General features: G+C 72.0%; 21 protein-coding genes and 1 pseudogene. 17 read left to right on the forward strand and 5 right to left on the reverse strand.

Features of this window, described 5'->3' with window-relative positions; genetic code table 11:
* Positions 1 to 381 precede the first annotated feature (381 nt).
* Positions 382 to 3,327, forward strand: a complete 2,946-nt coding sequence (locus AB0412_RS19240) for an FAD-binding and (Fe-S)-binding domain-containing protein (RefSeq protein ID WP_366403765.1) — start codon at positions 382 to 384, stop codon at positions 3,325 to 3,327.
* Positions 3,328 to 3,385: 58 nt separating this feature from the next.
* Here the strand turns inward: AB0412_RS19240 and AB0412_RS19245 are convergent, their stop codons facing one another.
* The gene (locus tag AB0412_RS19245; protein ID WP_366403766.1) at positions 3,386 to 3,868 is read right to left on the reverse strand and encodes an NUDIX domain-containing protein; all 483 of its coding nucleotides are present in this window, start codon (positions 3,866 to 3,868) and stop codon (positions 3,386 to 3,388) included.
* A gap of 191 nt (positions 3,869 to 4,059) precedes the next feature.
* Here AB0412_RS19245 and AB0412_RS19250 point away from each other — a divergent pair, with 191 nt between their 5' ends.
* From AB0412_RS19250 to AB0412_RS19265, 4 genes are all read left to right on the forward strand, one after another.
* Positions 4,060 to 5,805, forward strand: coding sequence for a serine/threonine-protein kinase (locus AB0412_RS19250; protein WP_366403767.1), 1,746 nt, complete (start codon positions 4,060 to 4,062; stop codon positions 5,803 to 5,805).
* Between the two features lie 236 nt (positions 5,806 to 6,041).
* The gene (locus tag AB0412_RS19255; protein WP_366403768.1) at positions 6,042 to 7,007 is read left to right on the forward strand and encodes an EamA family transporter; all 966 of its coding nucleotides are present in this window, start codon (positions 6,042 to 6,044) and stop codon (positions 7,005 to 7,007) included.
* A gap of 582 nt (positions 7,008 to 7,589) precedes the next feature.
* Entirely contained in the window at positions 7,590 to 8,108 is a 519-nt protein-coding gene (locus tag AB0412_RS19260; RefSeq protein WP_366403769.1) for a hypothetical protein, read from the forward strand.
* Entirely contained in the window at positions 8,105 to 8,611 is a 507-nt protein-coding gene (locus tag AB0412_RS19265) for a hypothetical protein (RefSeq protein WP_366403770.1), read from the forward strand. Before AB0412_RS19260 ends, AB0412_RS19265 begins: the two co-directional genes overlap by 4 nt.
* A gap of 85 nt (positions 8,612 to 8,696) precedes the next feature.
* On the opposite strand, the gene AB0412_RS19270 is transcribed toward AB0412_RS19265, so the two are convergent.
* Together AB0412_RS19270 and AB0412_RS19275 are read right to left on the reverse strand one after the other, a co-directional pair.
* The gene (locus AB0412_RS19270) at positions 8,697 to 8,975 is read right to left on the reverse strand and encodes a DUF397 domain-containing protein (protein WP_366403771.1); all 279 of its coding nucleotides are present in this window, start codon (positions 8,973 to 8,975) and stop codon (positions 8,697 to 8,699) included.
* A pseudogene (locus AB0412_RS19275) lies at positions 8,935 to 9,620 on the reverse strand (helix-turn-helix transcriptional regulator). Before AB0412_RS19275 ends, AB0412_RS19270 begins: the two are co-directional and overlap by 41 nt.
* 116 nt (positions 9,621 to 9,736) lie before the next feature.
* Between AB0412_RS19275 and AB0412_RS19280 the strand changes: the two are divergent.
* From AB0412_RS19280 to AB0412_RS19315, 8 genes are all read left to right on the forward strand, one after another.
* Positions 9,737 to 10,537: a TIGR03084 family metal-binding protein gene (locus AB0412_RS19280; RefSeq protein ID WP_366403772.1), complete on the forward strand. Its 801-nt coding sequence runs from the start codon at positions 9,737 to 9,739 to the stop codon at positions 10,535 to 10,537.
* Positions 10,534 to 12,219 (forward strand): acyclic terpene utilization AtuA family protein, encoded by a 1,686-nt coding sequence (locus AB0412_RS19285; RefSeq protein ID WP_366403773.1) that lies wholly within the window; start codon positions 10,534 to 10,536, stop codon positions 12,217 to 12,219. The genes AB0412_RS19280 and AB0412_RS19285 overlap by 4 nt, the downstream gene beginning before the upstream one ends.
* Positions 12,216 to 13,814 carry a carboxyl transferase domain-containing protein gene (locus AB0412_RS19290; RefSeq protein ID WP_366403774.1) on the forward strand — a complete coding sequence of 533 codons (1,599 nt, stop codon included), beginning with the start codon at positions 12,216 to 12,218 and terminating at the stop codon, positions 13,812 to 13,814. Before AB0412_RS19285 ends, AB0412_RS19290 begins: the two co-directional genes overlap by 4 nt.
* A gap of 7 nt (positions 13,815 to 13,821) precedes the next feature.
* Positions 13,822 to 15,663 (forward strand): biotin carboxylase N-terminal domain-containing protein, encoded by a 1,842-nt coding sequence (locus AB0412_RS19295; protein ID WP_366403775.1) that lies wholly within the window; start codon positions 13,822 to 13,824, stop codon positions 15,661 to 15,663.
* Positions 15,664 to 15,744: 81 nt separating this feature from the next.
* Positions 15,745 to 16,911 carry an acyl-CoA dehydrogenase gene (locus AB0412_RS19300; protein WP_366403776.1) on the forward strand — a complete coding sequence of 389 codons (1,167 nt, stop codon included), beginning with the start codon at positions 15,745 to 15,747 and terminating at the stop codon, positions 16,909 to 16,911.
* A gap of 26 nt (positions 16,912 to 16,937) precedes the next feature.
* Positions 16,938 to 18,506 (forward strand): 4-coumarate--CoA ligase family protein, encoded by a 1,569-nt coding sequence (locus tag AB0412_RS19305; protein ID WP_366403777.1) that lies wholly within the window; start codon positions 16,938 to 16,940, stop codon positions 18,504 to 18,506.
* The gene (locus AB0412_RS19310) at positions 18,503 to 19,237 is read left to right on the forward strand and encodes an enoyl-CoA hydratase family protein (RefSeq protein WP_366403778.1); all 735 of its coding nucleotides are present in this window, start codon (positions 18,503 to 18,505) and stop codon (positions 19,235 to 19,237) included. The genes AB0412_RS19305 and AB0412_RS19310 overlap by 4 nt, the downstream gene beginning before the upstream one ends.
* Positions 19,225 to 19,857: a TetR/AcrR family transcriptional regulator gene (locus tag AB0412_RS19315; RefSeq protein ID WP_366403779.1), complete on the forward strand. Its 633-nt coding sequence runs from the start codon at positions 19,225 to 19,227 to the stop codon at positions 19,855 to 19,857. Before AB0412_RS19310 ends, AB0412_RS19315 begins: the two co-directional genes overlap by 13 nt.
* A 2-nt stretch (positions 19,858 to 19,859) precedes the next feature.
* Here AB0412_RS19315 and pdxH read toward each other — a convergent pair whose 3' ends face one another.
* Complete coding sequence (gene pdxH / locus AB0412_RS19320) at positions 19,860 to 20,528, reverse strand: pyridoxamine 5'-phosphate oxidase (RefSeq protein ID WP_366403780.1); 669 nt, start codon at positions 20,526 to 20,528, stop codon at positions 19,860 to 19,862.
* 262 nt (positions 20,529 to 20,790) lie between these two features.
* Between pdxH and AB0412_RS19325 the strand changes: the two genes are divergently transcribed.
* The 3 genes from AB0412_RS19325 to AB0412_RS19335 all read left to right on the forward strand — a co-directional run bounded on the left by AB0412_RS19325 (position 20,791) and on the right by AB0412_RS19335 (position 24,170).
* Complete coding sequence (locus tag AB0412_RS19325; RefSeq protein ID WP_366403781.1) at positions 20,791 to 21,891, forward strand: citrate synthase 2; 1,101 nt, start codon at positions 20,791 to 20,793, stop codon at positions 21,889 to 21,891.
* Positions 21,892 to 22,234: 343 nt separating this feature from the next.
* Positions 22,235 to 22,702 (forward strand): RidA family protein, encoded by a 468-nt coding sequence (locus AB0412_RS19330; RefSeq protein ID WP_366403782.1) that lies wholly within the window; start codon positions 22,235 to 22,237, stop codon positions 22,700 to 22,702.
* Between the two features lie 61 nt (positions 22,703 to 22,763).
* Positions 22,764 to 24,170: a PAS domain-containing protein gene (locus AB0412_RS19335; RefSeq protein ID WP_366403783.1), complete on the forward strand. Its 1,407-nt coding sequence runs from the start codon at positions 22,764 to 22,766 to the stop codon at positions 24,168 to 24,170.
* A gap of 401 nt (positions 24,171 to 24,571) precedes the next feature.
* On the opposite strand, the gene AB0412_RS19340 is transcribed toward AB0412_RS19335, so the two are convergent.
* Positions 24,572 to 25,327, reverse strand: a complete 756-nt coding sequence (locus AB0412_RS19340) for an SIS domain-containing protein (protein ID WP_366403784.1) — start codon at positions 25,325 to 25,327, stop codon at positions 24,572 to 24,574.
* Between the two features lie 226 nt (positions 25,328 to 25,553).
* Between AB0412_RS19340 and AB0412_RS19345 the strand changes: the two genes are divergently transcribed.
* The gene (locus AB0412_RS19345) at positions 25,554 to 26,246 is read left to right on the forward strand and encodes a metal-dependent transcriptional regulator (protein ID WP_366403785.1); all 693 of its coding nucleotides are present in this window, start codon (positions 25,554 to 25,556) and stop codon (positions 26,244 to 26,246) included.
* Positions 26,247 to 26,599: the final 353 nt, after the last annotated feature.

Here is a 26,599-nt window from a genome sequence, read left to right on the forward strand (position 1 = left end):
GGGCGGGTGGGTGTTTGGGGGCCGGGGGGGTGGTGTCCGTCCTCGGTCTGGCGCGGAATCGGTCGACTCGAGAAGCGGGGGTGTTGACGCGCCAGCCGCTGCGGGCGGACACCACCGCCCCGTCCCCTCCCCGCCGTGGGCGCCTGCGGCACGCTCCGCGGGTGGCACGGCCGACCGTCCCGGTGATCCCTACGGCACCGCGCGCCGGTTCCGGCCCGAGGGGCTCGGCGGTGACGACCGCGGGCGCGCATCGGTGTTCAACTCGCGGTTGTTGTAAGAGAGTTCGTGTTCGACTTGGGAGGATTCCGGGTCGGATTCCGGTAGGTGATCCCGCGCGCCGGACGTCCCGTGTCCCCTTCCGGTCGAGGCATCCTGGGGAGCATGACCGGCATCAGGGGCATCACGGGTACGACGGATCACCGGGGACTGCGGGCCGAGCTGACCGCCGCCGTGCGCGGCACCGTGGACTTCGGGACCACCGCGCGGGCGCTGACCACCATGGACGCCTCCAACTACCGCCGGGTGCCCCTCGGCGTCGTGGCCCCCCGGGACGCCGAGGACGTGGCGGCGGCGCTCGCGGTCTGCCGGACGTACGGCGTACCCGTCGTGGCGCGCGGCGGGGGCACGTCGATCGCGGGGCAGGCGACCGGCACCGGCGTGGTGCTGGACTTCACCCGGCACATGAACCGGCTGCTCTCCCTCGACCCGGAGTCCCGCACCGCCGTCGTGCAGCCCGGCCTCGTCCTCGACCGCCTCCAGGCCGCTGCCGCCCCGCACGGCCTGCGCTTCGGCCCCGACCCCTCCACCCACTCCCGCTGCACCCTCGGCGGCATGATCGGCAACAACTCCTGCGGCTCGCACTCGGTCGCCTGGGGCACGACGGCCGACAGCGTCCGGCAGCTGACGGTCGTCACGGCGAGGGGGGAGCGGCTGACGCCGGGGCAGGGATGGGCCGGCGCCCCGGAGGGGCTGCGCGCGCTCGTCGACGGTGAACTCGCCCGGCTGCGCACCGGATTCCCCGAGCTTCCGCGCCGTATCTCCGGATACGCCCTGGACGCGCTGCTGCCCGAGAAGGGCGCCGACGTCGCCCGCTCCTTCTGCGGCTCGGAGGGCACCCTGGGCGTGCTCACGGAGGCGGTCGTCGAGCTCGTACGGGCGCCACGCGCGCGTGCGCTCGCCGTGCTGGCGTACGCGGACGAGAGCGGGGCCGCGGAGGCGGCGGTGGGGCTGCTGCCGTGGGGGTCCCCCCGCTCGAGCGAAGCCGAGAGTGGGGGAGGGCCGCTGACGGTGGAGGGGATGGCGGCCGATCTGGTGCCGGACGCGGCGGACCTGCCGCGCGGCGGGGCCTGGCTGTTCGTGGAGACGGGCGGCGACACGTTGGACGAGGCACACGCGCGTGCGGAGTCGATCGTCCGGGCCGCGGACGTCGTGGACGCCCTGGTGGTGACCGATCCGGCCCGGCAGCGCACGCTGTGGCGGATCCGGGAGGACGCGAGCGGCACGGCCACCCGGATGCCGGACGGCACCGAGGCGTGGCCCGGCTGGGAGGACTGCGCGGTGCCGCCCGCCCGCCTCGGCGCGTACCTGCGGGAATTTCGGGGGCTGCTGGCCTCCCACGGCCTGCGCGGCACCCCGTACGGGCACTTCGGGGACGGCTGCATCCACGTCCGGATCGACTTCGACCTGCTCACCGGGCCGGGCGTCGCCCGCTTCCGGCGCTTCTCCGAGGACCTCGCCGAACTGGTCGTCGCCCACGGCGGATCACTGTCCGGCGAGCACGGGGACGGGCAGGCGCGTGCGGAGCTGCTGCCGCGCATGTACGGCGCGGACATGGTGGCCCTCTTCGAGCGGGCGAAGGGCGTCTGGGACCCGGACGACCTGCTCAACCCGGGCATGCTGGTCCACCCCGCCCCCCTGGACGCGAACCTGCGCTTCTCCCCCCTCCCGCGCGGCCCGGTCGACGTCGCCTTCGGCTACCCGGCCGACGGGGGCGACTTCACGGCCGCCGTACGCCGCTGCGTGGGCGTCGCCAAGTGCCGTACGACGTCGGTGACGGGACCGGCGGTGATGTGCCCCTCCTTCCGCGCGACGGGCGAGGAGGAGCACTCCACGCGCGGGCGCGCCCGTCTGCTGCACGAGATGCTCGCCGGTGAGCTGATCACCGACGGCTGGCGGTCCACGGAGGTGCGGGACGCCCTGGACCTGTGCCTGTCCTGCAAGGGCTGCCGCTCGGACTGCCCGGTCGGGGTCGACATGGCCACGTACAAGGCGGAGTTCCTGCACCACCACTATGCCGGCCGCCGCCGCCCGGCCGCCCACTACGCGCTGGGGTGGCTGCCGCGGTGGCTGGGGTGGGTGGGGCGTACGAGGACGGGCGCGGTGGTCAATGGGCTGGCCTCGGTTGGACCGTTGGCCCGGGTGGCGAAACGGCTGGGCGGGATCGCGCCGGAGCGGGAGATCCCGCCGGTGGCGGCGGAGACGTTCACGCGGTGGTGGCGGGGGCGGGGCGCGCCGCCCCCGCGGCGGACCGACGGCGCCCTGGTGGTCCTGTGGCCGGACACCTTCACCGAGCACCTCTCACCCGAGGTGGGCCGGGCGGCCGTACGGGTGCTGGAGGCGGCGGGCCTGCGGGTGGCCCTGCCGCCGACGCTGCGGTTGCGCGGACGCCCGGTCGGGGACGCGCGCTCGCGTGCGGCGGCACGGCTGCTGACGGCACGGCGTGGCCGGGTGTGCTGCGGCCTGACGTACCTCTCGACGGGCCAACTCGATCGCGCGCGGGCGGTGTTGCGCCGCACGCTGGACCTGATGGAACCGGTGCTCGCCACCGACGCGCCCGTGGTCGTCCTGGAACCGAGCTGTGCCGCTGCCCTGCGCACGGACGCGCCGGAGCTCCTGCACGACGATCCGCGAGCGGCTCGACTCGCGGCCCGGGTACGCACCTTCGCGGAGACCCTGGAGCAGTGCGCCCCGCAGTGGACCCCGCCGTCCCTCGACCGCCCCGTCACCGGCCAGACCCACTGCCACCAGCACGCGGTCCTCGGCGACGGAGCCGACCGCCGCCTGCGCGCCGCGGCGGGCCTCACCGGCGAGCTGAGCGGCGGCTGCTGCGGCCTCGCGGGCAACTTCGGTTTCGAGAAGGGACATTACGAGGTGTCCGCCGCCTGCGCGGAGGAGCAGCTGCTGCCGTCGGTGCGGCAGGCGCCGCAGGACGCGGTGGTCCTGGCGGACGGCTACTCGTGCCGGACACAGCTGGAGCAGCTGGCCGGGGTGCGGGGGCGGCATCTGGCGGAGGTGCTGGCGCAAGAGCTCGGCAACTCCTCGGGCTGATGGGCCGGTTGGTGTGCCTCTCGGTGGGCTTGCGCCCCGCCCGCCTTAGCCCCGCCCGCTACGTCCAGGGCGCCGAGTCGCAGTCGGATCCGCGGGGTGCGCTGCCCCGGACCAGTGAGTGGCACACCGGCTGGACGTCGCGAGGCAGGTCGTCCGGGACGCACCAGCGGGCCTCCAGGATCTCGAAGGGGGCCAGACGCAGCTCCCCGCCGAGCAGGCGGGCCTCGTAGGCCACCTCCAGGCGGGTGCGGAAGCCGCTGTTCAGCATGATCAGGCGGCCCGCCTCGACATCGAGGCCCGTCTCCTCCTTGACCTCGCGCACCAGCGTCCGCCGGAAGTCCTCGCCCTTGCGCGCGAAGCCGCTCGGCAGGCCCCACTGGCGGCCCGGTGGCCACATCCGGTGCTTGAGCAGCAGGACCCGCCCCTCATCGTCGCGTACGACACCGGTCACGCCGACCACGAACTTGGCGTTCAGCAGCCACATGACGCGGCTCTGTACCGGGCGCAGCAGGCGCCAGAGGCGGGTGGCGAGTCGTCTCACGGGGTCTCCGGGAGGGTGCGGGGAAGAGGGACCGGTGGGTCTCGACCCTGCGGACCGTACCCCGGCTCCGGCCCGCGAACGTCCCCGGGCGGTCCACCGGGGCACCGCCCCGACCCCGACCGCGGTGACCGGTCGCGGGCACCACATAGGCTTCGGGCTGGTCAACTCATCGGATCAAGGGGAGGGGCCCGATGACCCACGCGACCGACGTCTTCGAGCCGCTACGGGCGGACGACCCGCCCTTCGTGGCCGGTTACCGTCTCGTCGCCCGCCTCGGCGCGGGCGGCATGGGCCGGGTCTACCTGTCGCACACCCAGGGCGGCCGGCCGGTGGCGATCAAGGTGGTCCGGCCGGAGCTGGCCGACGACGCGGGCTTCCGGCGGCGCTTCAGCCGGGAGATCAAGGCCGCCCGCCGCGTGCGGGGCGCGTACACCGCCGAACTGATCGACGCCGACGGGGAGGGTGTGCCGCCCTGGCTGGCCACGCTCTACGTACCGGGCCCGTCCCTGGCGCAGGCCGTCGCCCGGAGCGGGCCGCTGCCGGTGCCGGCGGTGCTGTGGCTGATGGCGGGGGTCGCCGAGGCGCTGCAGGCCATCCACGGTGCCGGGATCGTGCACCGGGACCTCAAGCCGTCCAACGTCCTGCTGGCCGCGGACGGCCCCCGGGTCATCGACTTCGGTATCGCGCTCGCCGCCGACGGCACCGCGCACACCGCCACGGGCACCACCATCGGCACGCCCCAGTTCATGGCCCCCGAGCAGGCGTCCGCGGGAGGTGACGTCACGGCGGCGACCGACGTGTTCGCGCTCGGTCAGACGGCGGCGTTCGCGGCGCTGGGCCGGCCGCTCTACGGCGACGGCCCCTCGGTCAGCGTGCTGTACCGGATCGTGCACTCCGAACCCGACCTGACCCAGTTGCCCGAACCGCTCCGTGAGCTGATCGGCCGGTGCCTGGCAGCCGAGCCGGGGGAGCGGATCACCCCGGCGGAGGTGGTCGCGTGGTGCAGACGGCAACTGGGGCCGGACGCCGACGCCAGCGGCGGACCGGCCTTCTGGCGGGAGATCGCCGGGCCGGAGCCGACGGTTCCGCCGCCGCCACCCGCGCCGCAGCACCCCGCCGCCGGGTTGCCGAACCCCGTCGGCACGACAGGGCTGCCCTATCCCGCGACCACCGCCCTGCCGTATCCCGCCCCCACCGTCGCGCACACACGGGCGATGCACCCCCCGGCGCGTCCGCTCGGGCCGGAGGAGCGGCGGGCCCGCAGGCGACGGATCGCCCTGATCAGCGGGGCCGCCGTGGTGGCGGGCGGCGTACTGCTCACGGGCCTGGCATGGACGGTCATGAACGCGGTGGACCGGATCCAGGACCGGGGCCGCGACCGGGAGGCGGCGGCGTCCGCCACGCCCGGCGGTGCGGCGGCGGGGTCGGGGCAGACCGGTGGTCCGGCGTCCGGCAGGACGTCGGACCCGGACGGGGCGTCCCGGCCGGGGGCCACGTCGTCGGCCGGGACGGAGGCCGGCTCGGGCTCGTCGGCCGGCCGGTCCCCGGCCTCGACGCCGGAGGCCGTCCCGTACGCCCAGGTGTGGCTGGACGCCAAGCGGCCGATCAGCCTGGACGATCCGCACAAGCAGAACCCCCGGGAGGGGGACATCCGCTTCGACTGCGCCGATACCGGCTGCGCGCTGGAGAGCGACACCAGCGAGATGACCCTGGTGTTCGGCAAGCCGGGCGCCACGTACGAGACGTGCCGTTCCCTGCTCGCGGGCGGCGGCGAGGGCGGTGACCGGTTGCCGCTCGCCGCGGCTGCCAGTGGCAGCGAGATCTGCGTCAAGCGCCGTGACGGGGACATCGCGCTCATGGTCATCCAGGTGAAGTCGACCGCCATGCCGGACATCGCCTTCCTCACCGCGGACATGACGGTCTGGCGGGCCGGCTGAGGACGGCGCCGGCACCGGACCTCACGTCCGTATCACGCACGTCCGTATCACGTCCGTATCACGTCCGTATCGCGGACCGGTTTGACCCGGGTGGGGTGCGGGTCCCATCGTCAGGTATGTGGACGCTTTACGGTCATGACCTAGTTCATTATGGTGGACTGAGTGGTGCATCGTGATGCACGATCGTCGAGGTGAGACCCCCGCATTTCCGTATCTGACTCTGGAAGGCCCCGCCCGTGACCACGCCCAGCGCAGCCAACACCGCGACGTCGGCCGCCGTCCACGCGGCGGGCCCGCACTCCGATCAGGCACCGGGCGGTGCGCCACGACGCTGGGGGTCCCTCGGGCCGGTCGGGCTGGTGCTCGCCGGAGGGATCTCGGTGCAGTTCGGCGGAGCGCTCGCCGTGACGCTGATGCCGCGGGCGGGGGCGCTCGGTGTCGTCTCGCTGCGGCTGCTGGTGGCCGCCGTCGTGCTCATGGTGATCTGCCGCCCCCGGCTGCGCGGACACTCCCGCGCCGACTGGGGCACGGTGATCGTCTTCGGCATCACCATGGCGGGGATGAACGGGCTCTTCTACCAGTCCGTCGACCGCATCCCCCTGGGCCCCGCGGTCACCCTCGAGGTCCTCGGCCCGCTCATCCTGTCGGTGGCCGCCTCCCGGCGGGCGGTCAACCTCGTCTGGGCGGCCCTCGCCCTCGCCGGTGTGTTCCTGCTCGGCGGCGGGGGATTCAGCAGCCTCGACCCCATAGGTGTCCTGTTCGCCCTGGGTGCCGGCGCCATGTGGGCCGCCTACATCCTCTTCAGCGCCCGCACGGGGCGTCGCTTCCCGCAGGCCGACGGGCTCGCCCTCGCGATGGCCGTGGCGGCGGTGCTGTTCGTGCCGCTGGGTGTCGCCGAGTCCGGCGCCAAGCTCGTCGAGCCCACCACGCTCGCCCTGGGCGCCGCCGTCGCCCTGCTCTCGTCCGTCCTGCCCTACACCCTCGAACTCCTCGCACTGCGCCGCCTGCCCGCCTCCACGTTCGCCATCATGATGAGCCTGGAACCGGCCCTCGCCGCCACCGCCGGCTTCCTCGTCCTCGACCAGGCCCTCACCGCCCCCGAGGCCGCCGCCATCGCCCTGGTGATCGCGGCGAGCATGGGCGCGGTGCGAACACAGGTGGGGCGCCCGGCGAAGCGCAAGGCCGCCCGGTCCGGCGGCTGAACAGACCCTGGGCCGCTCTTCCCCAGCCGGCGTGCAGTCGGCCGCCGACGCTCGCACACACACCGCGGACCACCCTCGCCTCTCCCCCAGGCCGACGTGTCGAGGTCCGGTGCGCCACGGTGCACGGACGAGCAACGACGGTGGCTCCGCCCCGACAGGGCGGCGCGCGCCGGTCAGGCCGGCCCTACATCTCCTACATCTCCGCGGAGGCCACCGCCCGGCGCAGGTACGGCTCATGACCAACGCCGAAACCTCGGGAGCAGGGCTATTAAATTGCATTTTGAATCAAATAACCCTCAACCTCAAGTTTCCCTCAGTAGATCCACGCATGGCGGACTTACGCACCAGCCGCGCCGTATATTCCACCCATCCCGCCGGTCCAGGCGGCAAACGAGGGGAATACACTTGCGTATCGCGCCCACGCGACGCTTGCTCATTCCGGCCACGATTCTGGCCCTCGGAGCAGCGATGACCGCTACTTCCCATGCGGTTGAAGAACCGGCTGGTGCGGCTCCTGAGGCAGTCTTACCGGATCAAGTTGGCACCCAGGAGGCGAGCAGTAGCGCAGTCGATAGTCCTGCGATGTCGGCCCAGGAGATAGCCGCCGAGAATAAGCTCGACGCTCTGCCGGAAGCGACCGGTGACGGCGATATCGGGGTAAAGCGCTGCGACAATCCGTACAAGAAGTGGTACTCGGTCTCGGCCAAGACGAACTATCACGTCCCGTCGTGGTGGAACGGCACCTCATACAAGGACGGCCCGGGTGGGACGATGACCGTCGAGGTCCTCAAGGCGGGCAAGATCGCTGTCGAGTTGAGCGGGAACGTCTCGGCCGAGGCCGGCATCATCCTCTCGAAGGCCAAGGCGGAGTTCGGCATCAAGGTGGTTCCCGAGGTCGGTGTCACAGTCGGCCACAGATACTCCCGTGAGATCAAGAGCGGACGCTACGGGCACATGCAGTACGGTTCGTGGGGTTACAAGACCAACTGGACCAAGTGGGAAACGAGTGCCGACCGCTGCGGCAAGAAGAAGCTGGGGTCCGGTACCGCGAAGATGCCTACAAAAGAGGTCGGATGGCGCTACTGGGAGACTCGGTCGTGACCCACGACCTGCGGCACACACGCCGCGGTGCCGCCCTGCTCGTCTCGATCTTGTGCACTGCCCTCATCGCTGGATGCAGTAGCGGTTCCGAGGACACGGGGAATCCGTCGAAGGACCCCGAACCGAGCCCTTCATCCTCTGCTACGGCTGAACAGGGGAAGCTTCTGGAGAAGCAGGTGGAAAGGGCGCTGGGGATCGGGGCGACGGACGGCGAGGGGGACCTGTTCGTAGAGTCGGGCTTGGAGCGTGTGAGCGACGGAATTCACACCAACTCGGTCCTGACGAAGGGCGGGTCTTACACGCTCTCGATCGCCTGTTCCGGAGCAGGCGAGGTCCGTCTCACGGTGATGGGCAGGAGTCCCGTGCGTCAGACCGTGGCGTGTGACAGTGTCCCGGCCCGCCACCGCATTACCGATGCCCCGGCACAGATCAAGATTGATGCCGAGGGCCTGGCTGGATCATCCGGGATGGTTGGCTGGCGGATCGATGAACTAGCCAAGTAGGTGTCCGGAACGCCTGCGCTCCGCATCGGGTTCGATGGTGCGGAGCGCAGTCGCAAACGAGATCGAACGCCACCCGGCTGACGACTCAGCGGAGTCGCTGTTCAGCGGCGGCTGTGACGAACGTCGAGAAGGCGGCGGGGGACACGGTGAAGACTCCGGCGGCGGGGTGCTTGGAGTCGCGGACGGCAATGTGGGGGGCCAGATCGGCGACCTCGACACAATCACCGCCGGTATCGCCGCTGTAGGAGGACTTGAGCCAGGTGGCGGTGCCGAGGGGGGCGCATTCGACGCATTCGCCGCCCGTGTCGCCGCTGTACGAGGACTTACGCCACGTCGTGCCCGTCGGGTTCAGGCTCGCTTCCATAACGCTCCTCCATCACGTGGGCGATCAGCGCGGCCGAGTCCTCCAACGAGAGGGCTGCAGCCTGCAGATGATCGTATCGGGCAGTGCCCTCCCTGATGGCCGCTGGATCAGCCGTCATGTGGCCCTGAATGAAGTCCTCGGTGTAGGCGATGGCCGGGTCCGCATCGAACCGCAGGAGGTTGAACGAGCCCGTCAGCCCCGTGTGCGCGCCGGCTTCGAACGGCAGCACCTGTACGTCCAGCCACCTGCGCTTCCGCAGACTCAGCAGGTGTGCCAGTTGCTCCCGCATGACCTCACGGCCGCCCGCCTCCTGGTGCAGCACGGCCTCGCTCAGTACCACCCAGATCACCGGCGGTTGTTCACGCTCCAGCGCGTGCCGAGTACCGCCCGCGCGTGGCTCCGCAGAACCAACCCCACCAACCTCGAGAAGAACCCGTCCGTGCCCAGCGCAGCATCCACGCGCTCGGCGAAGTCCCTCGTCGGTACCTTCCTCGCCGTCTCGATCTGGCCGATCAGCGACCCCGTGCAGAAGATCACGGATCCGAGATCCGCCAGCCGCATCCCCGCAGCCTCCCGCTTCCTGCGCAGCTCGGCGCCGAAGTAGGTCAGCGGTGAAGCGTCCGGGTCCAGCTGGCGGATGTGCATGGCGATCACCTCGACTACAGAGGGTAGTGAGAAGTAAACACAGGTGCCGAGGTTGCTCGACATAAATCCAGCAAGCGTGCTTGATTGTTTTCCGGGGTCCTGTCATGCTCCCCCACATGGCCGACCCGACGCCCGTCATCGACGACCTGTGTGCCGAGAGCGATGAACTCGACCGGTTGGTGGCCGAGTTGGACGAGGACGGCTGGAAGCGGGTCACTCCCGCGCCCGGCTGGACCGTCGCTCATCAGATCGCCCACCTCGCCTGGACCGACCGCTCCGCGCTGCTCGCCGTCACCGACGCGGACGGCTTCCGCAAGCTCGTCGAGGAAGCGCTCGCCGCCCCGGACTCCTTCGTGGACGAGGGGGCCGAGGAGGGGGCCCGTCTTCCGCCTGCCGAGTTGCTCGGGCGGTGGCGTCAGGGGCGGGCCGCTCTCGCCGACGCCCTGCGGTCCGCGCCGGCCGGTGCCCGCTTCCCCTGGTACGGGCCCCCTATGTCCGCCGCCTCCATGGCCACCGCTCGGCTTATGGAGACCTGGGCCCACGGACTCGACATCGCCGACGCGATCGGTGTGATGCGGCCACCCACCGACCGGCTCAGGCATGTGGCCTTCCTCGGGGCCCGGACACGGGACTTCGCCTACGTCACGCACGGGCTCACCCCGCCCGCCGAGCCCTTCCGGGTCGAGCTCGTCTCACCCGGCGGCGACGGACTGTGGGTCTACGGGCCGGAGGACGCACCCCAGCGCATCACCGGCCCCGCGCTCGACTTCTGCCTCCTCGTCACCCAGCGCGCCCACCGCGCCGACCTCGCCCTCCTCGCCGACGGCCCCGACGCCGACCGCTGGCTGGACATCGCCCAGGCCTTCGCCGGGCCGCCCGGAGAAGGCCGTCCGCCCAAGAAGGGGGCAACCCCGTGACGACGCCGGCACCCCTGCGCATCGGCAACGCCTCCGGCTTCTACGGCGACCGCTTCGACGCGATGCGCGAGATGCTCACCGGCGGTGACCTCGACGTCCTCACCGGCGACTACCTCGCCGAGCTGACCATGCTCATCCTGGCCCGCGACCGGCTGAAGGACCCGGACGCCGGGTACGCCCGCACCTTCCTGCGGCAGCTCGAGGACTGCCTCGGCCTCGCCCACGAGCGGGGCGTCAAGATCGTCACCAACGCGGGCGGGCTCAACCCCGCCGGCCTCGCAGACGCCGTACGGAGACTCGCCGAGCGGCTCGGCATCCCCCTCCGCGTCGCGCACGTCGAGGGCGACGACCTCACCGCCGCCCACCCGGGCGCACTCGCCGCACACGCCTACCTCGGCGGTTTCGGCATCGCCGCCTGCCTGCGCGAGGGCGCCGACATCGTGGTCACCGGGCGGGTCACCGACGCGGCCCTCGTCACCGGACCCGCCGCCGCCCACTTCGGCTGGACCCCGGACGACCACGACCGCCTCGCGGGCGCCGTCGTCGCCGGACACGTACTGGAGTGCGGGACGCAGGCCACCGGCGGGAACTACGCCTTCTTCCGGGAGGGCGACGTCCGGCACCCCGGCTTCCCCCTCGCCGAGATCCATGCCGACGGCAGCAGCGTCATCACCAAACACCCCGGCACCGGCGGCTTCGTCGACGCCGGCACCGTCACCGCCCAGCTGCTCTACGAGACCGGCGGCGCCCGGTACGCCGGGCCGGACGTCACCGCGCGCCTCGACACCGTACGGCTCACCCAGGAGGAGCCGGACCGGGTGCGGATCGAGGGCGTGTGCGGTGAAGCCCCGCCGCCCACACTCAAGCTCGGGCTCAACCGGCTCGGCGGCTTCCGCAACGAGGTCACCTTCGTGCTCACCGGGCTCGACATCGAGGCCAAGGCGGCGCTCGTGCGGGAGCAGATGGGTGACGCGCTCGCCAAGTCGCCGCCCGCCGAGGTGCGCTGGGAGCTCGTGCGCACCGACCGTGCCGACGCCGGCACCGAGGAGACCGCGAGTGCGCTGCTGCGGCTCGTCGTACGGGATCCGCGGCAGGAGATGGTCGGGCGGGCGCTGAGCAGTGCCGCCATCGAGCTCGCGCTCGCCAGCTACCCCGGGTTCCATGTGATGGCGCCACCGGGGAAGGGAGTCCCCTATGGGGTGTTCGAGGATGTGTACCTCCCTCATGGTGCCGTCGACCATGTGGCCGTCCTCCACGACGGGCGCCGTATCACCGTGCCACCACCCCACGTGACCGCCGACCTCATCGACGTACCCGAACCCGCGCTCCCCGCGCCGCTCCCCGTGGGACCCACGCGCAGCGCCCCCCTCGGCCGCGTCGCCGGCGCCCGCAGCGGCGACAAGGGCGGGAACGCCAACGTCGGCGTGTGGGCGCGCAGCGACGACGCCTGGCGGTGGCTCGCGCACGAGCTGAGCGTCGAGCGCTTCCGGCAGCTCATCCCCGAGGCCGCCGGCCTGCCCGTCACCCGCCACACCCTGCCGAACCTGCGCGCCCTGAACTTCGTCGTCGAGGGCATCCTCGGCGCGGGCGTCGCCGCCCAGCACCGTTTCGACCCCCAGGCCAAGGCGCTCGGCGAATGGCTGCGCGCCCGCCACCTGGACATCCCGGAGGTCCTCCTGTGACGGTCCTCGACACCGCCCTGGACACGACGAGCGCCGAGTACCGGGCCCACCGCGAGGCCATGCTCGCCAAGCTCGCCGCACTCGACGCCGAGCACGCCAAGGCCCTCGCGGGCGGCGGCGACAAGTACGTCGAACGGCACCGGGGGCGCGGCAAGCTGCTCGCCCGCGAACGGGTCGAGCTGCTGCTCGACCCGGACACCCCCTTCCTCGAACTGTCCCCGCTCGCCGCCTGGGGCAGCGACTACACCGTCGGCGCCTCCCTGGTCACCGGCATCGGGGTCGTCGAGGGCGTGGAGTGCCTGATCACGGCCAACGACCCGACCGTGCGCGGCGGCGCCAGCAACCCCTGGAGCCTGAAGAAAGCCCTGCGCGCCAACGACATCGCGCTGGCCAACCGGCTGCCCTGCATCAGCCTCGTCGAGTCGGGCGGCGCCGACCTGCCCTCCCAGAAGGAGATCTTCATCCCCGGAGGGGCCATCTTCCGGGACCTCACCCGGCTCTCCGCCGCCGGGATCCCCACCGTCGCCGTCGTCTTCGGCAACTCCACCGCCGGCGGGGCGTACGTCCCCGGCATGTCCGACCACGTGATCATGGTCAAGGAGCGGGCGAAGGTGTTCCTCGGCGGCCCGCCGCTGGTGAAGATGGCCACCGGGGAGGAGAGCGACGACGAGTCCCTGGGTGGCGCCGAGATGCACGCGCGTGTCTCGGGCCTCGCCGACTACTTCGCCCTCGACGAGCCCGACGCCCTGCGCCAGGCCCGGCGGGTCGTCGCCCGCCTCAACCACCGCAAGGCGCACCCCGATCCGGGCCCTGCCGAGCCCCCCAAGTACGACCAGGACGAACTCCTCGGCATCGTCCCCGGCGACCTCAAGATCCCCTTCGACCCGCGCGAGGTCATCGCCCGCATCGTCGACGCCTCCGACTTCGACGAGTTCAAACCCCTCTACGGCACCAGCCTCACCACCGGCTGGGCCACCCTGCACGGCTACCCGGTCGGCATCCTGGCCAACGCCCGAGGGGTCCTGTTCTCCGAGGAGTCCCAGAAGGCCGCCCAGTTCATCCAGCTCGCCAACCAGCGCGACATCCCCCTGCTCTTCCTGCACAACACCACCGGCTACATGGTCGGCAAGGAGTACGAGCAGGGCGGCATCATCAAGCACGGCGCAATGATGATCAACGCGGTCAGCAACTCGAAGGTGCCCCACCTGTCCGTCCTCATGGGCGCCTCCTACGGCGCCGGCCACTACGGCATGTGCGGCCGCGCCTACGACCCGCGCTTCCTGTTCGCCTGGCCCAGCGCCAAGTCCGCCGTCATGGGCCCGCAGCAGCTCGCCGGTGTGCTGTCCATCGTCGCCCGCCAGTCGGCCGCGGCGAAGGGACGGCCGTACGACGACGAGGCGGACGCGGCGCTGCGCGCCATGGTGGAGCAGCAGATCGAGTCCGAGTCGCTGCCGATGTTCCTGTCCGGGCGGCTGTACGACGACGGCGTCATCGACCCGCGCGACACCCGCACCGTCCTCGGCCTGTGCCTGTCCGCCATCCACACGGCCCCCTACGAGGGCGCACGCGGTGGCTTCGGCGTCTTCCGGATGTGAGGGACCGATGATCACTTCCCTGCTGATCGCCAACCGGGGCGAGATCGCCTGCCGTATCGTCCGCACCTGCCGTGACCTGGGGATCCGGACGGTCGCGGTGCACTCGGACGCCGACGAGAACGCCCTCCACGCACGCGTGGCGGACACCGCGGTACGGCTGCCGGGATCGGCGCCCTCCGACACGTATCTGCGCGGCGACCTGATCGTCAAGGCGGCCCTCGCCGCCGGCGCGGACGCCGTGCACCCCGGCTACGGCTTCCTCTCCGAGAACGCCGGCTTCGCCCGCGCCGTACAGGACGCCGGCCTGGTGTGGATCGGCCCGCCCCCCGAGGCGATCGAGGCGATGGCGTCCAAGACCCGCGCCAAACAACTCATGGGCATCGAGACCCTGCGCGAGGTCACCGAGGCCGAACTGCCCGTACTGGTGAAGGCGGCGGCGGGCGGCGGCGGACGCGGCATGCGCGTCGTACGGCACCTCGCCGACCTGGAGGCCGCACTGGACGCCGCCCGCGCGGAGGCCGCGAGCGCCTTCGGCGACGGCGAGGTGTTCATCGAGCCCTATGTGGAGGGCGGACGCCACGTCGAGGTGCAGATCCTCGCCGACACCCACGGCACCGTGTGGGCCCTCGGCACCCGCGACTGCTCCCTCCAGCGCCGCCACCAGAAGGTCGTCGAAGAGGCCCCCGCACCCGGCCTGACCACCCCCCTCACCGACGAACTCCACACCCTCGCCGTACGCGCCGCCCGCGCCGTCAGCTACGTCGGCGCCGGAACCGTCGAGTTCCTCGTCGCCGGCGACCGCGCCCACTTCCTGGAGATGAACACCCGCCTCCAGGTCGAACACCCCGTCACCGAGGCCGTGTTCGGCCTCGACCTCGTCGCCGAGCAGATCCGCGTCGCCGAGGGCCACGCCCTGCCGGCCGACCCCCCACGCCCGCGTGGCCACGCCGTCGAGGCCCGCCTGTACGCCGAGGATCCCGCCCACGACTGGGCCCCCCAGACCGGCCGCCTGCACCGCCTCACCGTCCCCGACGCCGTACGCCTGGACACCGGCTACACCGACGGCGACGACATCGGCGTCCACTACGACCCCCTGCTCGCCAAGGCCGTCGCCCACGCACCCACCCGAGGCGAGGCGATCCGCAAGCTGGCCTCCGCCCTGGAACGCGCGACGATCCACGGCCCCGTCACCAACCGCGACCTCCTCGTCCGCTCCCTGCGCCACGAGGAGTTCACGACCGGCCGCATGGACACCGGCTTCTACGACCGCCACCTGCCCGAACTCACCCAGGCGGCCCCCGACCCCCACGCCCCGCTGGCCGCGGCCCTCGCCGACGCGCACGGGCGTTCCCGCTTCGGGGGCTGGCGCAACGTGCGGTCAGCTCCGCAGGTCAAGCGGTACGCCATGAACGGCGACGAGCACGAGGTCCGCTACGACCACACCCGGGACGGCCTGTCGGCGGAAGGCGTCCGCGTGACGCATGCCGACACGGACCTCGTGATCCTCGAAGTGGAGGGCGTACAGCGCAAGTACGAGGTGGCTCGCTACGGCGCGGACATCTTCGTCAACACCACCCACCTCAGGGCCCTGCCCCGCTTCCCTGACCCCACGACACAGCACGCGCCGGGCTCCTTGCTGGCCCCCATGCCGGGCGTGGTCGTCCGAGTAGCCGAGGGCCTCACGGAGGGAGCCCGCGTACAGGCAGGGGAGCCCATCCTCTGGCTGGAAGCAATGAAGATGCAGCACAAGATCACAGCCCCGGCCACGGGCACCCTGAGCACCTTGCACGCCAAGCCAGGACAGCAAGTAGAGCCCGGCATGTTGCTGGCGGTCGTAGAACCCACCTGAGGGGCGCGGGGCTGTGTCCGATATGCGGCTTTGCCGCGTGGGCGCGCCCAGCCGCAAACCACCCACACCCCGGAGGATCGAGTGACCACCCACATCGAATCCGAAGAACACAAGGCACTCCGAGAAGCAGTCTCCGCCTTCGGCAAGCGCTACGGCCGCGACTACATGACCACCACCGTCGCAGAGGGCCGCCACCCCACCGAACTCTGGCAAGACGCAGCCAAACTCGGCTACCTAGGCGTCAACCTCCCGGAGGAATACGGAGGCGGAGGCGGCGGAATCGCCGAACTCAGCATCGTCCTCGAAGAACTCGGCGCCGCAGGCTCCCCTCTCCTCATGCTCATCGTCTCCCCGGCGATCTGCGGCACCGTCATCGCCCGCTTCGGCACACAGACCCAGAAACAGGAATGGCTCCCGGCCCTGGCCGACGGCACCCGCATCATGGCCTTCGGCATCACCGAACCCGACGCCGGCTCCAACTCCCACCGCATCACCACCACCGCCCGCCGCGACCCGGCATCCGGCGACTGGCTCCTCACCGGCCGCAAGGTCTTCGTCTCCGGCGTCGACTTCGCGGACGCGACCCTCATCGTCGGCCGCACCGAGGACGCCCGTACCGGACGTCTCAAGCCCTGCCTGTTCATCGTCCCACGCGACACCCCCGGCTTCCAGCGGCGCCCCATCGACATGGAACTCAACGCCGCCGAGAAGCAGTTCGAGCTGGTCCTGGACGACGTACGGCTGCCCGCCGACGCGCTCGTCGGCGACGAGGACGCAGGGCTCCTCCAGCTCTTCGCCGGCCTCAACCCCGAGCGCATCATGACCGCCGCCTTCGCGATCGGCATGGGCCGCTACGCACTCGCCCGCGCCATCGAGTACGCCCGCGAGCGCACCGTCTGGAAGACCCCCATCGGCGCCCACCAGGCCATCGCCCACCCCCTCGCGCAGGCGCACATCGAACTCGAACTGGCCCGCCTGATGATGCAGAAGGCGGCCCACCTCTACGACGCCGGGGACGACATCGGCGCCGGCGAGGCCGCCAACATGGCCAAGTACGCGGCCGGGGAGGCCTGCGTACGGGCCGTCGACCAGGCCGTGCACACCCTCGGCGGAAACGGCCTCACGCGCGAGTTCGGCCTCGCCTCGTTGATAACCGCGGCACGCGTCTCTCGTATTGCTCCGGTGAGCCGGGAGATGATTCTCAACTACGTCTCCCACCAGACCCTGGGCCTGCCCAAGTCGTACTAGGCCGCCGTCGCCGCCTTGGAGGAACCATGTTCCGCAGCGAGTACGCAGACGTCCCGCCCGTCGACCTTCCCATCCACGAGGCCGTACTGGGCCGGGCCGCCGAGTTCGGTGACGCGCCCGCCCTGATCGACGGCACCGACGGCACCACCCTCACGTACGAGCAGGTGGACCGGTTCCACCGGCGCGTCGCCGCCGGTCTCGCCGAGGCCGGGGTGCGCAAGGGCGACGTGCTCGCCCTGCACAGCCCCAACACCATCGCCTTCCCCACCGCCTTCTACGCCGCCACCCGCGCGGGCGCCTCGGTCACCACCGTGCACCCGCTCGCCACGGCCGAGGAGTTCGGCAAACAGCTCAAGGACTCCGCGGCCCGCTGGATCGTCACCGTGTCCCCGCTGCTGGACATCGCGCGCCGCGCCGCGGAGATCGCCGGCGGCGTCGAGGAGATCTTCGTCTGCGACAGCGCGCCCGGCCACCGCTCCCTGATCGACATGCTCGCCTGCGCCGCCCCCGAGCCGGACGTCGCCATCGACCCGGCCGAGGACGTCGCCGCCCTGCCCTACTCCTCCGGCACCACCGGCACCCCCAAGGGCGTGATGCTCACCCACCGGCAGATCGCCACCAACCTCGCCCAGCTCCACTCGGCGATCAGCGCCGGCCCCGGCGACCGCATCCTCGCCGTCCTGCCGTTCTTCCACATCTACGGCCTGACCGCGCTGATGAACGCCCCGCTGCGGCACGGCGCCACCGTGGTCGTCCTGCCCCGCTTCGACCTGGAGACGTTCCTCGCCGCCATCCAGAACCACCGCATCACCGGCCTGTACGTGGCCCCGCCGATCGTCCTGGCCCTCGCCAAGCACCCGCTGGTCGCCCAGTACGACCTCAGCTCGCTGAAGTACATCATCAGCGCCGCCGCACCCCTGGACGCGGGGCTCGCCGCCGCCTGCTCGCAGCGACTCGGCCTGCCGCCCGTCGGCCAGGCGTACGGCATGACCGAGCTGTCACCCGGCACCCACGTCGTCCCCCTGGACGCGATGCACGACGCTCCGCCCGGCACCGTCGGCAAGCTCATCGCCGGCACCGAGATGCGCATCGTCTCCCTCGACGACCCCGGCAAGGACCTCGGCGTCGGCGAGTCCGGCGAGATCCTCATCCGCGGCCCCCAGGTGATGAAGGGCTACCTCGGCCGGCCCGACGCCACCGCCGCCATGATCGATGAGGACGGCTGGCTGCACACCGGCGACGTCGGACACGTCGACGAGAACGGCTGGCTGTTCGTCGTCGACCGCGTGAAGGAACTCATCAAGTACAAGGGCTTCCAGGTCGCCCCCGCCGAACTCGAGGCACTGCTCCTCACCCACCCCGCCATCGCCGACGCCGCCGTCATCGGCGTCTACAACGACGACGGCAACGAGGTCCCGCACGCCTACGTCGTCCGCCAGCCGTCCGCGCCCGACCTGTCCGAGGGCGAGGTCATGATGTACGTCGCCGAACGCGTCGCCCCCTACAAGCGGGTCCGGCACGTCACCTTCCTCGACGCCGTGCCCCGGGCGGCCAGCGGCAAGATCCTGCGACGCGAGCTCAGGGAGCGTACGTGACACCGATCGCCCGCAGCCGGACGCGGGGCGTCGAGACCCTCACCCTCGACTCCCCGCACAACCGCAACGCCCTGTCCGCCGCCCTCGTCGGCGACCTCACCGCCGCGCTCACCGACGCCGGCAAGGACACCGACGTCCGCGCGGTGCTCCTCACCCACACCGGCAACACCTTCAGCGCGGGCGCCGACCTGCGCGACCCGCCCGACCCGGACGCCCTGGTCGGGCTCCTGCGGCAGATCGTCGAACTGCCCAAACCCGTCCTCGCACGGGTCACCGGACACGTCCGCGCGGGCGGCCTCGGCCTGCTCGCGGCCTGCGACATCGCCGCGGCGTCCACCCAGTCCACCTTCGCCTTCACGGAGGTCCGCATCGGCGTGGCCCCGGCGGTCATCTCCTTGCCGTTGCTGCCCCGCACCGACCCCCGCGCCCTCGCCCGCTACTACCTCACCGGCGAACGCCTCGACGCCGCCGAAGCCGCCCGCATCGGCCTGGTCACAGCGGCCGGCGACGACGTGGACGCCGTACTGGGACCGATCCTGGACGGTGTGCGCCGTGCCTCACCCCAGGGCCTGGCCGAGACGAAACGGCTGCTCACGGCTAGGGTGCTGAAGACCTTCGACCGGGACGCGGCCGACCTGACCGCGCTCTCGGCCCGCCTCTTCGCCTCCGCGCAGGCACGCGAGGGGATGACGGCCTTCCTCGAACGACGGGATCCGGAATGGGTGGTGTGAGCACGGCCGACCGTGCCGAACGAGTCCCCAAGCAGGACCGCAGCCGGGCCACCCGGCAGCGGCTCCTGGAAGCCGCCGTGGCCTGCCTCGCCGAACACGGCTGGGCGGGCTCCACGGTCTCCGTCGTCGCCGAACGCGCGGGCGTCTCCCGAGGGGCCGCCCAGCACCACTTCCCGACCCGCGAGGACCTCTTCACCGCCGCCGTCGAATACGTCGCCGAGGAACGCTCCACCGCCCTGCGCGCCCTCTTCCCCGAGGGCGCGGCAGCCGCCGACCGCCACGCCGTGGTCGCCGCCCTCGTCGACCTCTACACCGGGCCCCTGTTCCGCGCCGCCCTCCACCTGTGGGTCGCCGCCTCCGACGAGGACCAGCTGCGCCCCCGCGTCACCGAACTCGAATCCCGCGTCGGCCGCGAGACCCACCGCATCGCCGTCGACCTCCTCGGCGCCGACGAGACCCGCCCCGGCGTCCGCGAAACCGTCCAGGGCCTCCTCGACATGGCCCGCGGCCTCGGCCTCGCCAACCTCCTCACCGACGACACCGCCCGCCGCGAGCGGGTGGTGGAACAGTGGGCGAACCTGCTCGACGGCGTCCTGGACGGCTCCTCCGGGGCCGGGTGAGCTCAGGGCGCGAGCCGCTCCACCCGCCAGCCGCCGTCCGCCTGGGCCACGTACCGCAGCCGGTCGTGGAGGCGGTTCTCACGGCCCTGCCAGAACTCCACCGTCCGCGGGGCCACCCGGAAGCCGCCCCAGTGCGGCGGCACCGGCACCTGCTCACCCTCCGGGTAGCGGGACGCCAGGCCGGCGTACGCGGCGTCCAGTTCGTCGCGGGAGGCCACCACCCGCGACTGCGCGCTCGCCCACGCGCCCAGCTGGGAGCCGTGCGGACGGGTACGGAAGTACGCCGCTGTCTCGTCGCGGCCCGTACGCCGCGCGACCCCCGTGACGATCACCTGCCGGGCCACCCCGTGCCACGGGAAGAGCAGCGAGACATACGGGTTCTCCGCCAGGTCACGGCCCTTGCGCGAGTCGTAGTTCGTGTAGAACACGAACCCCTCCTCGTCGAAGTGCTTCAGCAGCACCGTGCGCGAACTCGGCCGTCCCTCCGCGTCCGCCGTGGACACGATCATCGCGTTCGGCTCGAACAGCCCGCCCTCCGTCGCCGCCTGCTTGAACCAGCGCGCGAACTGCTCGACGGGAGTGGCGGCCAGGTCCGTCTCGGAGAGCCCCTCGGTGCGGTAGTGCTTGCGCATCGCGGCGAGATCGAAGGGCGCGGCGTCTCGATCGGTCACGCCGTCATCCTGCCGTATGCACGAAACCGATGGGACGACGGTGGCCTTCGTCACTGAGTGGCACTGAGTGCCGCGAACTCTCCCCAACCGTGGCACCCGGGGATATCGTGCTGCCACTGATCCGGTTGGGTGACCGCCAGCCGGGCATCACAGGGGTGACGTCCAGGACCGCGAGTCCCCGCAGCGACGACCGCGGATCCACCGGACGCCCGACCGCTGCCGCAGAGCATCCGCATTGGTCCACATCACGAGGAGCCGCCTGATGTCCGACTTCGTACCCGGGCTCGAAGGAGTCGTCGCGTTCGAGACGGAGATCGCCGAACCGGACAAGGAGGGCGGCGCACTCCGGTACCGGGGCGTCGACATCGAGGATCTGGTCGGCCACGTCTCCTTCGGCAACGTCTGGGGCCTGCTCGTCGACGGCGCCTTCAACCCCGGCCTGCCGCCCGCCGAGCCCTTCCCCATCCCCGTCCACTCCGGCGACATCCGCGTCGACGTCCAGTCCGCCCTCGCCATGCTCGCCCCCGTCTGGGGCCTCAAACCCCTCCTCGACATCGACGAGGCCCAGGCCCGCGACGACCTCGCCCGCGCCGCCGTCATGGCCCTCTCCTACGTCGCCCAGTCCGCCCGCGGCCAGGGCCTGCCCATGGTCCCGCAGCGCGAGATAGACAAGGCCCAGTCCGTCGTCGAACGCTTCATGATCCGCTGGCGCGGCGAACCCGACCCCAAGCACGTCGCCGCCGTCGACGCCTACTGGACCTCCGCCGCCGAACACGGCATGAACGCCTCCACCTTCACCGCCCGCGTCATCGCCTCCACCGGCGCCGACGTCGCCGCGGCCCTCTCCGGTGCCGTCGGCGCCATGTCCGGCCCCCTCCACGGCGGCGCGCCCTCCCGTGTCCTCGGCATGATCGAGGAGATCGAACGCACGGGCGACGCGGAAGCGTATGTGAAACGGGCCCTCGACAAGGGCGAACGCCTCATGGGCTTCGGCCACCGCGTCTACCGCGCCGAAGACCCCCGCGCCCGTGTCCTGCGCCGCACCGCCCGCGAACTCGGCGCCCCCCGCTTCGAGGTCGCCGAGGCCCTGGAGAAGGCCGCCCTGGCCGAACTCCACGCCCGCCGCCCCGACCGGGTCCTGGCCACCAACGTCGAGTTCTGGGCCGCGATCGTCCTCGACTTCGCCGAGGTCCCGGCGCACATGTTCACCTCGATGTTCACCTGCGCCCGCACGGCCGGCTGGTCCGCCCACATCCTGGAACAGAAGCGCACCGGCCGCCTGGTCCGCCCCTCCGCCCGCTACATCGGCCCGGGCCCCCGCGACCCCCGCCAGATCGAGGGCTACACGGACATCGCCCACTGACCGCTTCGACGCCCCCTGAAAACGCAGACGACCCGCGAGTCTGGTTCCTCCAGCGGAGGAGCCGGCCGGACGTACCGGCGACTCGCGGGTCGGGTGACTGCTTGGGATTGGGCCGGCTGCACGCGTCTCTCGCGCGCTGGTCCGGCACCGCACTGAGTGTGGTGGCGAGCCGCTAGCCCGCAGTCACCTCACGCGTCCGGTATTCATACATCTGCCGAACCACCTCCCTTCTCGTGTACCTGGAACCCTAGGAAACGGCTCGGCCCCGGATCAACCACTTTTTTGTGATCCCTTTTTCGTGATCCTTCGGAAAGCCCCGTGACGATCACCTACCGTGCCGCGCATGGGTGAGATGCAGGCGCAGGGGCAGCGGTGGGGTGTGCTCGGTGGGTCCGTGTTCGAGGAGCGGATCGGGTATGCGCGGGCCGTGGTGGACGGTGACCGGGTGTATGTGTCGGGGACGACCGGGTTCGACTACGCGACCATGGCGATCTCCGAGGACGTGGTGGAGCAGGCCGAGCAGTGTCTGCGGAACATCGGGGCCGCGCTGGAGGAGGCGGGGTGCACGTTCGCGGATGTGGTGCGGGTGCGGTATCTGCTGCCCGTGCGGGAGGACTTCGAGCCGTGCTGGCCGGTGCTGAAGCGGTACTTCGGTGAGGTGCGGCCGGCCGCGACGATGATGGTGTGCGGGCTCGCGGATCCGCGGATGCGGATCGAGATCGAGGTGGACGCGCGGCGGGGGAGCGGGGGCGTACAACGATTGCCTCAATCTTCTGGGAACTCGATGTGCGCTGAGTCACGTTCAAGTTGAATGATTGCAAGTGAGCGAACCGTCGTGCCGTACGTGCGGACGCAGCCTGCAGGGGGTCCAGGTGAGTGCTTCCCGGCGTAGTGGGACCACGGACGAGCTGGGGCCCGACGAGCCCGAGCGGGAGAGTCGGGAGGGCTCGGACGGGTCCGATCTGCTTGCCGCCTTGCTGGACGGCATGGATGCCGCCCTGTGCGCTTTCGACGCGGACGGGGTGGTGACCCACTGGAACCGTGAGGCGGAGCGGATTCTGGGGTGGAGTGCGGCCGAGGCGGTGGGGCGGCAGGGCTTCGCGGGGTGGGCGGTGCGCCGCGCGGACGCCGAGGAGGTCCAGGCGCGGCTGATGTCGGCGATGGACGCGCCGGGCCGGCAGGTGCATGAGTTCGCGCTGCTGACGAAGGACGGCGGCCGGGTGCTGGTGCGTACGCAGTCGGCGGCGGTGCGCGGTCCTGACGGCAAGCCGGCAGGGGTGTACTGCGCGTTCAGTGAGGTGCATGCGCAGATCGATCTGGAGCGGTCGATCGCGCTGAGTGAGGCGCTGCTGGAGGACGCGTCGTGGGGTGTCGTGCTGGTCGACGCCGATCTGCGGCCGGCGGTGGTGAACGCGCACGCGGCGAAGGCGCTGGGCACGGGGCGTACGGCGGCGTTGGGGCGGCCGCTGGGTGAGCTGCTGGCGCAGGGTGTGGAGGAGCTGGAGAGCGCGCTGACGCATGTGCTGGCGGAGGGTGCGCCGCCCGCGCCGGCGGAGATCTGGGTGAGTGTGCGGACGCCGGAGGGCGAGCGGCGGCGGTGCTGGCGCAGCGGTTTTCTCCGGCTGGCCTCGCCGCTCGCGGAGGAGCCGGTGCCGCTGGGGGTGGGCTGGCTGTTCCAGGACGTGACCGAGGCCAAGCAGGGGGAGCAGGAGGCGTCGCTGCTGAGGTTCCGTACGCAGCAGTTGCACCGGGCGGCGCGGGCGGCGGCGGAGTGCGAGGATCCGGCCGAGGCGACGACGATCCATCTGGACTTCGCGCTGGCCGGGTTCGCCGATCACGCGCTGATCGACCGGGTGGCGGACGGTGCGATGAGTGACGCGGAGAGTGCCGGTCCGGTCCGGCTGGTGCGGATCGCCGCGACGCCGTCCGGTGCGCCGGGGCCGAGCAAGCTCGCCGGCCGTGCGGGGCTGCCGGTGCGTTACGGACGGGGGCATCCGGCGCTGCAGTGTGTGGAGCGGTCCGGTTCGGTGCGGGCGAGTGCGGGGAATGTGGGCGCGGAGGAGGCGCGGGCGTGGGCGGTGTCCCGTCAGTGGCCGCCGGAGACGGTGCACGCGCTGTGCACGGTGCTGCGCAGCCGGGGGCGGACTCTGGGTGCCGTGACGTTCCTGCGCGGCGCCGGCCGCACCGCCTTCGAACGCTCCGACACCCTGCACGCGGAGGACGTGGCGGTACGCATCGCCACGGCCCTCGACCTGGCGGGACTACTCGGCGAGGACTGAGCCCGTTTCCGTCCTTCCCGACCCCGTCCGCTGCGCTCGCCCTGCTCCGGTCGCCTCGTTGCCGCGTCCGCTCCGACGGTCCTGCTCGGGCCGCCGGGTTGCCGCGTCCGCTCCGACGGTCCTGCTCGGGCCGCCGGGGTGCCGCGTCCGCTCCGATCGCCCTGCTCGGGCCGCCGGGGTGCCGCGTCCGCTCCGATCGCCCTGCTCGGGCCGCCGGGGTGCCGCGTCCGCTCCGACGGTCCTGCTCGGGCCGCCGGGGTGCCGCGTCCGCTCCGACGGTCCTGCTCGGGCCGCCGGGGTGCCGCGCCCGTTCCGCTCGCCCTGCTTCGGCCGCCGAGCCCGCAGCCGGTCCCGCTCGCCCCGCCGGCCCGCTCGGCCCCGCCGCTCCCCGTCGGCCCGTCTCAGTGCCGGTAGAAGATCCGGTCCCGGTACTGCTCCAGGATGCGGCCGTTCCATTCGTGGCCGCCGTCGACGTTGCCGGAGCGCAGGAGCGGGGGCTCGATGCCGCGGTCGGCGAGGCAGGCGGCGGCGGTGGCCATGACGGCCTGGAGGAGGGCCGAGGTCACGACCGTCGATGCGGGGGCGAAGGGCGCGGGGACGTTGTCGAGGGTGAGTTCCGCGTCGCCGACCGCGATCTTGGAGTCCAGGACGACATCGCAGTGGTCCTTCAGATACGTCCCGGAGGTGTGCCGCGACTTGGTCTGGGTCGCGTAGGCCACCGACGTCACGCCGATCACCCTCACGCCCAGGGCGCGGGCGTTCATGGCCATCTCCACGGGCAGGGCGTTGCGGCCGGACAGGGAGATGATCACCAGCGCGTCGCCCTCGCGGACCGGCGAGGAGTCGAGCACGGCGCCGGCGAGACCGTCGACGCGTTCGAGTGCGGAGCCGAGGGTCGCGGGCATGACGTCGACGCCGACGACGCCCGGTACGGCGAGGAGGTTCATCAGGGCGAGCCCGCCCGCGCGGTAGACGATGTCCTGCGCGGCGAGCGAGGAGTGGCCGGCGCCGAAGGCGAAGAGGCGTCCGCCGTCGGCGACGGTGTCGGCGAGCAGCGTGCCGGCGGCCGTGATGGACTCGGCCTCCTCGTCGCGGACCCGGTGCAGCAGGTCGATCGCGGCGTCGAGGAACCGGTCGGCCGGCGTGCGGTCGCTCATGCGGCATCCCTTCGGGTGGCTGTGTTGCGGATCACGGTGCGGTCTGGACCACTGCCGTGTCAATACGGCGCCGGGCGTCCGTACTACGGTGCCGGAGGGGACCGTTTTCTCGGCGCCGCACGGTTGTCAGTGACATGCGTCAGAATTGAGTCCTGGGCCAGCGCACGTGCCGGTGAGCCGTCCAGCCTCCGGCAGAGCTAATCGCAGATCTCATCGAGGGGCACGTATGTCCGGACTGATCGACACCACGGAGATGTATCTCCGCACCATCCTCGAGCTGGAGGAGGAAGGTGTGGTCCCCATGCGCGCCCGGATCGCCGAGCGGCTCGACCAGAGCGGGCCGACGGTCAGCCAGACGGTGGCGCGCATGGAGCGCGACGGTCTGGTGTCCGTCGCGAGCGACCGTCACCTGGAGCTGACGGACGAGGGCCGCCGGCTGGCCACGCGCGTGATGCGCAAGCACCGCCTCGCCGAGTGTCTGCTCGTCGACGTGATCGGCCTGGAGTGGGAGCAGGTGCACGCGGAGGCCTGCCGCTGGGAGCACGTGATGAGCGAGGCCGTCGAGCGCCGCGTGCTGGAGCTGCTGCGGCACCCGACCGAGTCGCCGTACGGCAACCCGATCCCGGGCCTGGAGGAGCTGGGCGAGAAGGACGGCGCCGATCCGTTCCTGGACGAGGGGATGGTGTCGCTGGCCGATCTCGACCCGGGTCTCGAGGGCAAGACGGTCGTGGTGCGCCGGATCGGCGAGCCGATCCAGACGGACGCGCAGCTGATGTACACGCTGCGCCGTGCGGGCGTGCAGCCCGGGTCGGTGGTGAGCGTGACGGAGTCCGCGGGCGGTGTGCTGGTCGGCAGCGGCGGCGAGGCGGCCGAGCTGGAGTCGGACGTGGCCTCCCACGTCTTCGTCGCCAAGCCCTGAGCGGCGCCGGAGCGACTCCGGCGCCGAAGCGACTCCGGCCCCGACGCCCGACTCCGACGCCCGATTCCACACCCGGCTCCGACATAGGCGCCATCGGCGGGGTGCCGCTGCGGCACCGACGTGATCGCGTCGATTCGAAGATCCAGTGCGGGGAATCGCAGCGCGCGCCCGGATCGCGTGCGAGGCTGTCGCGTGAGGCATGGCCCGAGGTTCTCTCTGTTGCCGGGGACCTCTCGGCCCGGCCGGACAGCGATGTCACCCCGGCCGGGGAGGGGCGGGAGGATGTGCCGTGACCACGTGAGGAGCCCCGGCGCCGTATGGCGCCGGGGCCTGTCCTCCCCTGTGCTGACCCG

It is taken from the genome of Streptomyces sp. NPDC052012, from assembly GCF_040689265.1.
Classification (GTDB): Bacteria; Actinomycetota; Actinomycetes; order Streptomycetales; family Streptomycetaceae; genus Streptomyces.

What these genes read in the sequence shown, in the direction of transcription:
- AB0412_RS19270 (WP_366403771.1), bottom strand. Translation starts at nt 8,975, where the DNA reads ATGGAAGCGAGCCTGAACCCGACGGGCACGACGTGGCGTAAGTCCTCG.
- AB0412_RS19240 (WP_366403765.1), top strand. Translation starts at nt 382, where the DNA reads ATGACCGGCATCAGGGGCATCACGGGTACGACGGATCACCGGGGACTG.
- AB0412_RS19295 (WP_366403775.1), top strand. Translation starts at nt 13,822, where the DNA reads ATGATCACTTCCCTGCTGATCGCCAACCGGGGCGAGATCGCCTGCCGT.
- AB0412_RS19250 (WP_366403767.1), top strand. Translation starts at nt 4,060, where the DNA reads ATGACCCACGCGACCGACGTCTTCGAGCCGCTACGGGCGGACGACCCG.
- AB0412_RS19280 (WP_366403772.1), top strand. Translation starts at nt 9,737, where the DNA reads ATGGCCGACCCGACGCCCGTCATCGACGACCTGTGTGCCGAGAGCGAT.
- AB0412_RS19340 (WP_366403784.1), bottom strand. Translation starts at nt 25,327, where the DNA reads ATGAGCGACCGCACGCCGGCCGACCGGTTCCTCGACGCCGCGATCGAC.
- AB0412_RS19305 (WP_366403777.1), top strand. Translation starts at nt 16,938, where the DNA reads ATGTTCCGCAGCGAGTACGCAGACGTCCCGCCCGTCGACCTTCCCATC.
- AB0412_RS19315 (WP_366403779.1), top strand. Translation starts at nt 19,225, where the DNA reads ATGGGTGGTGTGAGCACGGCCGACCGTGCCGAACGAGTCCCCAAGCAG.
- AB0412_RS19330 (WP_366403782.1), top strand. Translation starts at nt 22,235, where the DNA reads ATGGGTGAGATGCAGGCGCAGGGGCAGCGGTGGGGTGTGCTCGGTGGG.
- AB0412_RS19345 (WP_366403785.1), top strand. Translation starts at nt 25,554, where the DNA reads ATGTCCGGACTGATCGACACCACGGAGATGTATCTCCGCACCATCCTC.
- AB0412_RS19260 (WP_366403769.1), top strand. Translation starts at nt 7,590, where the DNA reads ATGTCGGCCCAGGAGATAGCCGCCGAGAATAAGCTCGACGCTCTGCCG.
- AB0412_RS19325 (WP_366403781.1), top strand. Translation starts at nt 20,791, where the DNA reads ATGTCCGACTTCGTACCCGGGCTCGAAGGAGTCGTCGCGTTCGAGACG.